General features: G+C 51.8%; 7 protein-coding genes, 2 tRNA genes and 2 rRNA genes. 5 read left to right on the top strand and 6 right to left on the bottom strand.

What is annotated here, in order from left to right:
- Position 1: 1 nt before the first annotated feature.
- From K0H81_RS00715 to K0H81_RS00700, 4 genes are all read right to left on the bottom strand, one after another.
- A 23S ribosomal RNA gene (locus K0H81_RS00715) occupies positions 2 to 2,894 on the bottom strand.
- Between the two features lie 273 nt (positions 2,895 to 3,167).
- A tRNA-Ala gene (locus K0H81_RS00710) sits at positions 3,168 to 3,243 on the bottom strand.
- Positions 3,244 to 3,357: 114 nt separating this feature from the next.
- Positions 3,358 to 3,434: transfer RNA gene (locus K0H81_RS00705), tRNA-Ile, on the bottom strand.
- A gap of 120 nt (positions 3,435 to 3,554) precedes the next feature.
- A 16S ribosomal RNA gene (locus K0H81_RS00700) occupies positions 3,555 to 5,097 on the bottom strand.
- The 16S and 23S rRNA genes sit together here with 2 tRNA genes alongside, the layout of an rRNA operon.
- A 631-nt stretch (positions 5,098 to 5,728) precedes the next feature.
- Between K0H81_RS00700 and K0H81_RS00695 the strand changes: the two genes are divergently transcribed.
- Positions 5,729 to 6,187, top strand: a complete 459-nt coding sequence (locus K0H81_RS00695; protein ID WP_144202473.1) for an RNA recognition motif domain-containing protein — start codon at positions 5,729 to 5,731, stop codon at positions 6,185 to 6,187.
- Positions 6,188 to 6,244: 57 nt separating this feature from the next.
- Here K0H81_RS00695 and murI read toward each other — a convergent pair whose 3' ends face one another.
- Entirely contained in the window at positions 6,245 to 7,045 is an 801-nt protein-coding gene (gene murI, locus K0H81_RS00690) for a glutamate racemase (protein WP_220059585.1), read from the bottom strand.
- A 207-nt stretch (positions 7,046 to 7,252) separates the two neighbouring features.
- Between murI and trmA the strand changes: the two genes are divergently transcribed.
- On the top strand, positions 7,253 to 8,350 hold the full coding sequence (gene trmA, locus K0H81_RS00685) for a tRNA (uridine(54)-C5)-methyltransferase TrmA (protein ID WP_220059584.1): 1,098 nt from the start codon (positions 7,253 to 7,255) through the stop codon (positions 8,348 to 8,350).
- Between the two features lie 93 nt (positions 8,351 to 8,443).
- Here trmA and fabR read toward each other — a convergent pair whose 3' ends face one another.
- On the bottom strand, positions 8,444 to 9,058 hold the full coding sequence (gene fabR, locus K0H81_RS00680; protein WP_041406854.1) for an HTH-type transcriptional repressor FabR: 615 nt from the start codon (positions 9,056 to 9,058) through the stop codon (positions 8,444 to 8,446).
- 142 nt (positions 9,059 to 9,200) lie between these two features.
- Between fabR and K0H81_RS00675 the strand changes: the two genes are divergently transcribed.
- The 3 genes from K0H81_RS00675 (at position 9,201) to mnmH (ending at position 12,801) form a co-directional block, all read left to right on the top strand.
- The gene (locus K0H81_RS00675) at positions 9,201 to 10,307 is read left to right on the top strand and encodes an acyl-CoA desaturase (protein WP_220059583.1); all 1,107 of its coding nucleotides are present in this window, start codon (positions 9,201 to 9,203) and stop codon (positions 10,305 to 10,307) included.
- A gap of 332 nt (positions 10,308 to 10,639) precedes the next feature.
- Positions 10,640 to 11,683, top strand: a complete 1,044-nt coding sequence (gene selD, locus K0H81_RS00670; protein ID WP_220059582.1) for a selenide, water dikinase SelD — start codon at positions 10,640 to 10,642, stop codon at positions 11,681 to 11,683.
- Positions 11,683 to 12,801: a tRNA 2-selenouridine(34) synthase MnmH gene (gene mnmH, locus K0H81_RS00665; protein ID WP_434086873.1), complete on the top strand. Its 1,119-nt coding sequence runs from the start codon at positions 11,683 to 11,685 to the stop codon at positions 12,799 to 12,801. The genes selD and mnmH overlap by 1 nt, the downstream gene beginning before the upstream one ends.
- Positions 12,802 to 12,828: the final 27 nt, after the last annotated feature.

The raw sequence follows: 12,828 nt of genomic DNA, 5'->3' as shown, positions 1-12,828 counted from the left end.
TATGGTTAAGCCTCACGAGTCATTAGTACAGGTTAGCTCAACGCCTCACAACGCTTACACACCCTGCCTATCAACGTCCTAGTCTCGGACGGCTCTTTAGAGACCTTAAAGGTCTAGGGATGACTCATCTTAGGGCTCGCTTCCCGCTTAGATGCTTTCAGCGGTTATCGATTCCGAACGTAGCTACCGGGCAATGCCATTGGCATGACAACCCGAACACCAGCGGTTCGTCCACTCCGGTCCTCTCGTACTAGGAGCAGCTCCCTTCAATCATCCAACGCCCACGGCAGATAGGGACCGAACTGTCTCACGACGTTCTGAACCCAGCTCGCGTACCACTTTAAATGGCGAACAGCCATACCCTTGGGACCGACTTCAGCCCCAGGATGTGATGAGCCGACATCGAGGTGCCAAACACCGCCGTCGATATGAACTCTTGGGCGGTATCAGCCTGTTATCCCCGGAGTACCTTTTATCCGTTGAGCGATGGCCCTTCCATTCAGAACCACCGGATCACTATGACCTGCTTTCGCACCTGCTCGACGTGTATGTCTCGCAGTTAAGCTGGCTTATGCCATTGCACTAACCGTACGATGTCCGACCGTACTTAGCCAACCTTCGTGCTCCTCCGTTACTCTTTGGGAGGAGACCGCCCCAGTCAAACTACCCACCAGGCACTGTCCTCAACCCCGATTCAGGGGCCAGAGTTAGAACATCAACACTACAAGGGTGGTATTTCAAGGATGACTCCACGAGAACTGGCGTTCCCGCTTCAAAGTCTCCCACCTATCCTACACATGTAGGGTCAATGTTCAGTGCCAAGCTATAGTAAAGGTTCACGGGGTCTTTCCGTCTAGCCGCGGGTATACGGCATCTTCACCGCAATTTCAACTTCACTGAGTCTCGGCTGGAGACAGCGTGGCCATCATTACGCCATTCGTGCAGGTCGGAACTTACCCGACAAGGAATTTCGCTACCTTAGGACCGTTATAGTTACGGCCGCCGTTTACCGGGGCTTCGATCATGAGCTTCTCCGAAGATAACCCAATCAATTAACCTTCCGGCACCGGGCAGGCGTCACACCGTATACTTCCTCTTGCGAGTTTGCACAGTGCTGTGTTTTTGATAAACAGTTGCAGCCACCTGGTATCTGCGACTCCCGTCAGCTTAGAGAGCAAGTCTCATCACCAACAGGAGCGTACCTTCTCCCGAAGTTACGGTACCATTTTGCCTAGTTCCTTCAGCCGAGTTCTCTCAAGCGCCTTGGTATTCTCTACCCGACCACCTGTGTCGGTTTGGGGTACGATTCCTACTAACCTGAAGCTTAGAAGATTTTCCTGGAAGCATGGCATCAACTACTTCATCACCGTAGTGACTCGTCATCAACTCTCAGTATTAGGTACCCGGATTTGCCTAAGTACCCTACCTACAGCCTTAAACGCGGACAACCAACGCCGCGCTAGCCTAGCCTTCTCCGTCTCTCCATCGCAGTTAGCAGAAGTACGGGAATATTAACCCGTTTCCCATCGACTACGCCTTTCGGCCTCGCCTTAGGGGTCGACTCACCCTGCCCCGATTAACGTTGGACAGGAACCCTTGGTCTTTCGGCGAGGAGGTTTTTCACCCCCTTTATCGTTACTCATGTCAGCATTCGCACTTCTGATACCTCCAGCGTGGGTTACCCCTTCACCTTCAACGGCTTACAGAACGCTCCTCTACCGCACTAGCGCAAGCGCTAGTACCCATAGCTTCGGTGTATTGCTTAGCCCCGTTATATCTTCCGCGCAGGCCGACTCGACTAGTGAGCTATTACGCTTTCTTTAAATGATGGCTGCTTCTAAGCCAACATCCTAGCTGTCTAAGCCTTCCCACATCGTTTCCCACTTAGCAATAACTTTGGGACCTTAGCTGATGGTCTGGGTTGTTTCCCTTTTCACGACGGACGTTAGCACCCGCCGTGTGTCTCCCGAGTAGTACTCATTGGTATTCGGAGTTTGCAAAGGGTTGGTAAGTCGGGATGACCCCCTAGCCTTAACAGTGCTCTACCCCCAATGGTATTCGCTCGAGGCGCTACCTAAATAGCTTTCGAGGAGAACCAGATATCTCCCGGTTTGATTGGCCTTTCACCCCCAGCCACAAGTCATCACCGCATTTTTCAACATACGTGTGTTCGGTCCTCCAGTTGATGTTACTCAACCTTCAACCTGCCCATGGCTAGATCACCGGGTTTCGGGTCTACACCTTGCAACTAAACGCGCAGTTAACACTCGGTTTCCCTACGGCTCCGCTATTCGCTTAACCTCGCTACAAAATGTAAGTCGCTGACCCATTATACAAAAGGTACGCAGTCACGGTCTCAAGAACCGCTCCCACTGCTTGTACGTATACGGTTTCAGGTTCTATTTCACTCCCCTCACAGGGGTTCTTTTCGCCTTTCCCTCACGGTACTGGTTCACTATCGGTCAGTCAGGAGTATTTAGCCTTGGAGGATGGTCCCCCCATATTCGAACAAGATATCACGTGTCCCGTCCTACTCGTTTTCACCTAAAGTTAGTTTTCATGTACGGGGCTATCACCCTGTATCGCTGTGCTTTCCAACACATTCCACTAACACCCTCTAGGCTTAAGGGCTAATCCCCGTTCGCTCGCCGCTACTAGGGGAATCTCGGTTGATTTCTTTTCCTAAGGGTACTTAGATGTTTCAGTTCCCCTCGTTCGCCTCATTAAGCTATGTATTCACTTAATGATGACACCTTATGGTGCCGGGTTTCCCCATTCGGACATCGTTAGCTCAAATGCTTGTTACTAGCTCGCCAACGCTTTTCGCAAGTTACTACGTCCTTCATCGCCTCTGACTGCCAAGGCATCCACCGTATACGCTTAGTCACTTAACCATACAACCCAAATGAGTTTCATCTGAGTCGCATCGCAACTAACGGTTTCTACTTTCGCCAAAAGAATACTCAAGTCACTTGATTAAAGTGTGTTTTGAGAACTCAATTATTTTTCGCGCTAATGCTACAAACAGCGATAAATCGCCATCCCTTTCACATTAACACTATCAGCTTTCCAAATTTTTAAAGAGCGGGCTTAAAAAAGCCAAAGATAAATTCTGCATTTATCTTTGGCATCTCTAACCATAACTGCATGCTCTCTTCAAGAGCAAATGGTGGAGCTATGCGGGATCGAACCGCAGACCTCCTGCGTGCAAGGCAGGCGCTCTCCCAGCTGAGCTATAGCCCCATTACATGCAGCGAACAAAGTATACCATTGCCAATTCGCATTCTAATCAAGGCAGTTTAATGCGACGTTTAGCCTGCTAAACGAGTATTAAACTAACGAAGAGTAGAAAAGAATTGGTGGGTCAGAGTGGACTTGAACCACCGACCTCACCCTTATCAGGGGTGCGCTCTAACCAGCTGAGCTACAGACCCATTTCTTTTTGGCTTTTGATTAAGAATCAAAACCCTCAAAAATATCTTTCGATACTTTGCTCTATCTTTCTATCAAGTAATCTGTGTGAACACTCAACAAATATCAGTCAATCGTATAGGTAAGGAGGTGATCCAGCCCCAGGTTCCCCTAGGGCTACCTTGTTACGACTTCACCCCAGTCATGAACCACACCGTGGTAAACGCCCTCCCGAAGGTTAAGCTATCTACTTCTGGTGCAGCCCACTCCCATGGTGTGACGGGCGGTGTGTACAAGGCCCGGGAACGTATTCACCGTGGCATTCTGATCCACGATTACTAGCGATTCCGACTTCATGGAGTCGAGTTGCAGACTCCAATCCGGACTACGACCGGCTTTGTGAGATTAGCTCCACCTCGCGGCTTCGCAACCCTCTGTACCGACCATTGTAGCACGTGTGTAGCCCTACTCGTAAGGGCCATGATGACTTGACGTCGTCCCCACCTTCCTCCGGTTTATCACCGGCAGTCTCCCTAAAGTTCCCGGCATTACCCGCTGGCAAGTAAGGATAAGGGTTGCGCTCGTTGCGGGACTTAACCCAACATTTCACAACACGAGCTGACGACAGCCATGCAGCACCTGTCTCAGAGTTCCCGAAGGCACCAATCCATCTCTGGAAAGTTCTCTGGATGTCAAGAGTAGGTAAGGTTCTTCGCGTTGCATCGAATTAAACCACATGCTCCACCGCTTGTGCGGGCCCCCGTCAATTCATTTGAGTTTTAACCTTGCGGCCGTACTCCCCAGGCGGTCTACTTAATGCGTTAGCTTGAGAACCCAGTGTTCAAGACACCAAATTCCGAGTAGACATCGTTTACGGCGTGGACTACCAGGGTATCTAATCCTGTTTGCTCCCCACGCTTTCGTACCTGAGCGTCAGTCTTTGTCCAGGGGGCCGCCTTCGCCACCGGTATTCCTTCAGATCTCTACGCATTTCACCGCTACACCTGAAATTCTACCCCCCTCTACAAGACTCTAGTTGACCAGTTCGAAATGCAGTTCCCAGGTTAAGCCCGGGGCTTTCACATCTCGCTTAATCAACCGCCTGCGTACGCTTTACGCCCAGTAATTCCGATTAACGCTTGCACCCCTCGTATTACCGCGGCTGCTGGCACGAAGTTAGCCGGTGCTTCTTCTGCGAGTAACGTCACAGCTAACGGGTATTAACCGTTAACCTTTCCTCCTCGCTGAAAGTGCTTTACAACCCGAAGGCCTTCTTCACACACGCGGCATGGCTGCATCAGGCTTGCGCCCATTGTGCAATATTCCCCACTGCTGCCTCCCGTAGGAGTCTGGGCCGTGTCTCAGTCCCAGTGTGGCTGATCATCCTCTCAGAACAGCTAGGGATCGTCGCCTAGGTGAGCCATTACCTCACCTACTAGCTAATCCCACCTAGGTACATCCAATCGCAGAAGGTCCGAAGAGCCCCTCTTTTCCCCCGTAGGGCGTATGCGGTATTAGCAGTCGTTTCCAACTGTTATCCCCCTCGACTGGGCAGTTCCCTAGGCATTACTCACCCGTCCGCCGCTCGTCAGCAAAGTAGCAAGCTACTCCCTGTTACCGCTCGACTTGCATGTGTTAGGCCTGCCGCCAGCGTTCAATCTGAGCCATGATCAAACTCTTCAATTAAAAGTTTTTTTGCTTCACTCTTTATTCAAAAGGAAGCGACTCAATGAATTCTGATTCACATAAATGACTCGGAAGAATCATCTACATGTTTGTACATATTGCTATGAACACTCATTGTTGCATTGAGATTTAAATCGTTTTCGATTAACTCAATACCTGTGAGTGTCCACACAGATTACTTGATAAATTGTTAAAGAGCGTTAGCGCATCCCGGTGATTCCCGAGTGGCTAGGGCTGCGTATTCTACGCAATCCCTTGTTCGCGTCAAGCAGTTTTTGCAAACTTTTTGAGGCTTCACTTTTCAGTGACTGACCACCTTATTGCCTTAGCTACCAAGTGTTTCGACGCTGCGTTGTCTGCTTTGCCGTGTCAGTGGATGCGCATTATAGGCAGTTATGATTTAGGCGCAAGGGCTTTTTAAAGGATCGACGATCGCAAGTCGATCTTTTAATCGCTTCGTTGAATTAAGAAACAAAATGAGGGGAAATCACACAGAATGGATCGGGATCTCGCAATATCAAAGGCCGCTAAAGTTCGTTTTTTCATCAATATGCTAGTGTAATTGCTAATAATTCATTACCATATACGAGCTGTTAACAGTTAATTATCAATTCCTCAGAGAACCTATTATATGCAAAAGCCATTTCTTATTGTTTTGATTGTCGCCATCCTGGGCGCATTGGCAATATCTCAGTTCACACCAGAGCTTTATTCAGCGGTCGCATTTTTTACTGGTGCTATTATTGCGAGTGTTATTTTTACACTTCAGTCATCTCCCGCTAACGCTACCGGAGGCGACACTTATACAGGACCCACAATGACACTCTATGTAGGCAACCTGCCTTACCGTGTGCATGAAGGTGAAGTGAAAGAGTTATTCGGCAAGTATGGTCCTGTTAGCTCGGTCAGATTGGTTCGCGATCGCAAGACAGGACGTCGTAAGGGTTTCGGCTTTATCGAGATGTCAGAGGCGGGTGCCAAGAAGGCGATGACCAAGCTAAACGAATTCGAGTTCCAGGAGCGCACTCTCAAGGTTCGTGAAGCTAAATCTCAAGACGCAGAGAAAAACGAAGCAGTACAGGCCAGCTAAATTTAACCCGGCTTAATTGATATTAGAAAGTCAGCTTATATTTAGCAGCGTCATAACCTAGCTGCCTGTTGGCATCAGGCTATCGTGAAAGGCGGTAGCCGATCTGAATCCCCAGGCAGCTAAGGTCTTCCTTAATCCCTCGGAAATACTATCTGTCGTATAGAGCGCCTGGCTCTTACCTATCTCCCCACTCGTGCTCGGCTCGAGCAGGCTCACCACCCTGGCGGCGATGGCGTTAGATGAATCTAATAGATGCACGTCCTCACCCAAGTAGCTTTGCAACTCCTCTCTTAGAATCGGAAAGTGAGTACAGCCGAGAACCAAGGTGTCTAACCCGGATGCTTTGATTGGTGCGAGGATATGATTCAGTGCCTCGCTATCCACAGGCCGCTGCGCCATCTTATCCTCGGCCAGATAGACCAGCTCGGAGGAGCCAAATCTGTCAACGCGGCAATCACTGGCAAATTGCTCGATAAGACCTTGGGTGTATTGGCGATTGACAGTACCGGGCGTTGCCAATAGCCCAAGGTGTTTCTTCTTCGATAACACCGCCGCGGGCTTAATAGCCGGAACGACGCCCACCACGGGCACCTTCAGGCAGGCTCTTAACGCTGGCAGGATAAGTGTGCTGGCACTGTTACAGGCCACGACCACGATATCCGCCTGACACTGGATAACCGCCTGGCTAATTAAGCTAACGCAACCTTGGATCAGCTCCTGCTCGTCGAGTTCGCCATAGGGTAGCCTGGCATTGTCAAACAGATAACAGTAGTTCGCGCTGGGAACTTGCTCTCGCACCGCCGCCAATATCGACAGGCCACCAACCCCAGAATCGAACACGAGTATATTTGCTGACAAATTGGCTCTCCCTTCATAGAAACGCTGACACACTAAAGGGGCGATTTTTTCACATTCGCGATAAAAGCTAAAGCCATAGGCCTCACAATTGGCTTTTATGGCGGCTTAATCCGCCGGGAAAGTCCGCTACAATGTTAGCCACCCCCTAGACATCAACGACAAGTAGTATACTATTTGCGCCCCCAGATACAGTAACGGTGTTAAGAAATGAATGTAGACGCAATGGATCCCCAGCAATATGACGCACAACTTGATGTGAAACGTCAGAAACTAGCCCAGCTATTTGCCGACTTCGAGACACCCGAACTGGAAGTGTTTGCCTCACAGAAGGCCCACTACCGCATGCGCGCCGAGTTTCGCGTCTGGCATGAGGGTGAGGATCTCTACTATTACATGTTCGATAAGGCGCAGAACCAGAAGGTTCGCTGCGAGCAGTTCTTACCGGCGAGTCAGTTGATCAACGACATGATGCCCGAGCTGATGGCGGCGCTGCGTCCTAACCCAGTCCTGAGACACAAGCTGTTCCAGGTGGATTTTCTCTCTACCCTCAGCGGAGAGATCTTAGTGTCACTCCTGTATCACAAGCAGCTCGATGCCCAGTGGCAAGAGGAAGCTCAGGCGCTGAAACAGGCACTGTCGAGCAAGTTTAAGGTGGACATCATAGGCCGCGCTCGTAAGCAGAAGCTGGTGATGGATCGCGACTTCGTCATCGAATCCCTCCCCGTCAGCGGCAAACAGCTTACCTACAAGCAGGTCGAAAATAGCTTTACTCAGCCTAACGGCGAGGTGGCAATCAAGATGCTGGAGTGGGCCATCGACATCACCCGTGATAGTAATGGCGATCTGTTGGAGCTCTACTGCGGCAACGGTAATTTCTCTATCGCCCTGGCACAAAACTTCAACCGTGTGCTCGCTACCGAGCTGGCCAAGCCATCGGTGGACTCGGCCCAGTACAACATAGAGGCCAACCAGATAGAAAATCTGCAGATTATCCGTATGTCGGCGGAAGACTTTACCGATGCGCTGGCCAAGAAGCGTAGCTTCAGACGCTTAGAAGGGGTGGATCTGGACAGCTATGACTGCAACACTATCTTCGTCGACCCGCCAAGAGCAGGCTTAGATGACAACACACTATCTATGGTGCAGGGCTACGAGCGTATTCTCTATATCTCTTGTAATCCCAATACCCTGCTGGACAACCTCAAGGTGTTGGACAAGACCCATAAGATCACCCGCTTCGCACTGTTCGACCAGTTCCCCTATACAGATCATATGGAATCTGGTGTGCTGCTGGAGCGTCGTTAATCGGCTAGCTATAAATGAAACATTAAAAAAGGGCCCGATGGCCCTTTTTTGTTGCTCGCTTATCCGATTTATTACCGGCTATCCATTCCCGGCTTAACGATGTTCCATCTTCTGCTGCAGGGACTCAGCGCCCTTAGCCACCATGCGCAGCTGGATCACCAGACGATCGGCCAATATCTTGCGATCGACTCTTTTCATGTCCAGCGCCGCGGCGCCAGCATTGAACACTAAAGTCACTAGGGCCTCCGCCTGGGCTCTTGCCAGTTCGGGGGTGCGCTTGGTGGTCGCCTCGGTGTAGTGCGCTAACTCAGAAATGAAGTGTTCTATCTCTCTCGCCACCGCCGCACGAAACGGCGCCGAGGTACCCGAACGCTCGTGCAACAAGATGCGAAAGACGTTGGGGTTAGACTCCAAGACTTCCATAAAGGTATCGACTGAGATACGAATCACGCTGCCGCCGGCCTCGGCGCGCTGACGTCCCTTGCGCATCATCTGTCTCAGGGTCAGGCCGCCCTCATCCACCATGGTAAGCCCCAGCTCGTTCATATCCTTAAAGTGACGATAGAAGGAGGTTGGCGCTATGTTGGCCTCGCGAGCCACTTCCCGCAGACTCAGGCTAGAAAAACTGCGTTCGGCACTTAATTGATTAAATGCGGCATCGACCAAGGCGCGACGCGTTTTTTCTTTTTGCTGTGCTCTGATACCCATCATGATGAATCCACTAGATAAAACTCAATCCGACAATAATACCTTCTTTGGCGCAAAAACGCAGCCCACCTTGACCTGCACCGTGAAGTCAGTAGAATTAGCTTACAGCTGTACGCTCAACCAAGATAACCTGGACATAATAATGAAAAAGCCTCCCCTCATCTGGACCAACATCCTACTCTTTGCCATCACCTTCTTAGGCGCTGTCATTCTGGTGCCTTGGTATGGCATCACCTATGGCTACGGCATGGCGGAATGGGTAGCCTTTGTCGGCCTAGCCTTCGCCAGCGGCCTGTCGATAACCGCCGGATACCATAGACTCTGGTCACATCGCACCTACAAGGCACACTGGTCGGTACGTTTTCTGTTTGCCTTGGGCGGCGCCCTGGCCCTACAGAACAGTGCCCTGCACTGGTCGTCGGATCACCGCATCCATCACAAACATGTGGATGACAACGACAAAGATCCCTATTCGGCTAACATGGGTTTCTGGTACAGCCATATCGGCTGGATGCTGAGGGAGTATCAGGCACAGCGTTATCACGATTATAAGAACGTCCGTGATCTGCAGAATGAGAAAATTGTGATGTGGCAGCACAAATATTATCTGCCGCTCCTCATCATCATGAACATAGGCCTGCCGGCGCTACTAGGCTGGCTCAATGGCGATATCTGGGCCATGTTGCTGATGGCAGGGCTGCTGCGTCTGGTGGTCGTTCACCACTGCACCTTCTTCATCAACTCACTGGCCCACATCTGGGGCAGCCAGCCCTACACAGACAAGAACACGGCGCGTGACAACGGTGTACTGGCGCTGTTTACCTATGGCGAGGGCTATCATAACTTCCACCACATCTTCGAGAACGACTATCGCAACGGCATCCTCTGGTGGCACTATGATCCCACCAAATGGCTGATCAACGCCATGGCCTGGACAGGGCTGGCCAACAACCTCAGGGTAACCCCTCAGGAACGGATCGAGAGCGCCAAGCTACAGATGCAACTGAAGAAGGCCCAGCATAAGGTCACACAGCTGGCCAACCACGAAGAGATCCTCGAGAAGATCCATGCGGAATATGAGCTACTCAAGACCCATATTGCCGATTACTACCAGGCCCATAAGGAGCTGCTGGAAGCCAAGCGCAAACAGCTGACCACACATCAGCTGATGCTGCAGGTAGAACACCTGAAACAAGAGCTCCTGGCACGCCAGAAACAGTGGAAGTCCCTCACCACTGGCTTTGCCTAATCCAATCTCGAAAGAGCCATCCCACGGGGTGGCTTTTTTACACCCTGAAATAATCAGGAATGATAGCGGCCTCCCACCCTTCACATCTAATACCAATCACAGTAAGTAAGTGAGCAGAGATAGCGCAGGAAAAACGCTTGAGAACAAAGCAGGATTTTTAGATAAGTAGTTATTCTACAATTAAAAATACTAATGCCGTTATCGAGCGTTTTAACAAGCTAGCATGATCAGTTATTTATTACGATTGGTATAACACGTCCGGCGATTGAAGTGGCGCACCTATGGGTCTATCATGAGCGGCTCTCCACTTCATCCAGAGATAGTTTGCGGTTATGTCAGCAGAAAAGATTAAACTCACCGAATACAGCCATGGCGCTGGCTGTGGTTGCAAGATTTCACCTAAGGTACTGGGCACTATACTCGCCTCTCAGCTACCCAGCTTTGACGATCCCAACATCCTGGTAGGCAATCAGACCCGTGACGATGCCGCCGTTTACCGACTCAACGATGAGACAGGCATCATCAGCACCACAGACTTTTTCATGCCGATCGTGGATGATCCCTTTACCTTCGGCCGCATCGCCGCCACCAATGCCATCAGCGATATCTATGCCATGGGCGGCACTCCCATGATGGCCATCGCTATTTTGGGCTGGCCGGTCAACGTCTTACCCGCCGAGATTGCCCAGCAGGTGGTCGATGGCGGACGCCAGGCCTGTAAGGATGCCGGCATCATGTTGGCAGGTGGCCACAGTATCGATGCGCCCGAGCCTATCTTCGGCCTCGCCGTGACCGGACAGATCCCTTTAGACGAACTCAAGCAGAACGACACCGCCAAGGCGGGCGACAGGCTGTTCCTGACCAAGCCGCTGGGTATCGGCATACTAACCACGGCGCAGAAACAGAAGAAGCTGGCGGACGAGGATATCGATATCGCGCCGCGTGCCATGTGCCAGCTCAACAAGATTGGCGCGGCAATCGCCAAGATCTCCGGGGTTACCGCCATGACGGATGTCACCGGCTTTGGCCTAGCTGGCCACCTGATCGAGATGTGCCAGGGCGCCACGCTGGCGGCCAAGATAGACCTAGATGCCCTGCCCATGCTGCCAAAGGCGATGGATTACCTCAGGCTCGGCTGTATCCCCGGCGGCACCCATAGAAACTACGACAGCTACGGCGAACATCTGCCAGAGGTGAACGACGAGCAGAAGGCCCTGCTGTGCGACCCACAAACCAGCGGTGGTTTGCTTATCGCCGTATCTAACAGCCATGAGGCCGAACTGCTGGCACTACTGGAAAAAGAGGGGCTGCCGACCCAATGCATCGGCCACTTGGTACCGCAAGCCAAAGGACTGCCACTGGTGGAACTGATCTAATGGGGAATCATCAATTGGCTAACGTCATTCCGGCTAGCGAATATGGCCGTATCCTTGCCAGTGGCCATCCCATCATGGATGTGCGCGCGCCGATAGAGTTCACCAAGGGCGCCTTTCCCGCCAGCAGCAACCATCCCCTGATGCGCGACGATGAGCGGCAACAAGTGGGCACCTGCTATAAGGAACATGGCCAAGATGCCGCCATAGCCCTGGGCCACTCACTGGTGTGCGGCGAGGTCAAACGGCAGCGGGTCGATGCCTGGCTCGCCTATCTCGACGCCCATCCAGACGCCTACCTCTATTGCTTTCGCGGTGGCCTACGCTCTCAGCTGACTCAGCAATGGCTTGCCGAGGCTGGCAGAGACGTCCCCTATATCCAGGGCGGCTACAAGGCGATGCGCCAGTACCTTATCGACACCATAGACAGGGCGCCAGCGGTGAAACCTATGCTGATCCTCAGCGGCATCACAGGCAGTGGCAAAACAGACTTTCTGTTGCAGCGCCAGGAGGCAGTGGATCTCGAAGGACTGGCCCATCACAGGGGATCCAGCTTCGGCCGCTATCATGAAGGGCAGCCGACGCAGATCAACTTCGAAAACAGTCTGGGCGTTGCCCTGCTCAGACACCAACAAAGCCCTGCGAAAATCCTGCTGTTAGAAGATGAGAGTTACCTTATCGGACGCTCGGCGCTGCCCAAAGCCTTCTACATGGGAATGCAATCAGCCAGCGTGGTCATCCTGGAGGAACCGCTGGAGGCAAGGCTGACGCGTCTTCTCGACGAGTATGTCCACAAGATGCATAGAGGTTATGTTGAGCGTCTGGGCGAAGAAGCTGGCTTTGAAGCATTTGCCGAGTACCTGGCCAACAGCATCAGTGGCATCCAGAAACGCTTGGGTGGCAAGCAGCATGATGAGCTGCAGCAGATGATCAGAGACGCGTTAGCCGTACAGACCCAGCGCGGCGATACCCAGGCGCACCTCGAATGGATCGCCCTGCTGTTGAGCAAATATTACGACCCCATGTATCAATATCAGATTGGCAAGAAGGCCGACAGGGTGATCTTCCAAGGCGACCATCAGGCCATGCATCAGTGGCTGGATGAATACGCCACTCGCTAGCACACAAAAGCCAGGCATCAGCCTGGC

The sequence above is a fragment of the Shewanella halotolerans genome, from assembly GCF_019457535.1.
In the GTDB taxonomy this organism is placed as follows: Bacteria; Pseudomonadota; Gammaproteobacteria; order Enterobacterales; family Shewanellaceae; genus Shewanella; species Shewanella halotolerans.
This window is presented reverse-complemented; position numbering and strand designations above follow the sequence as displayed.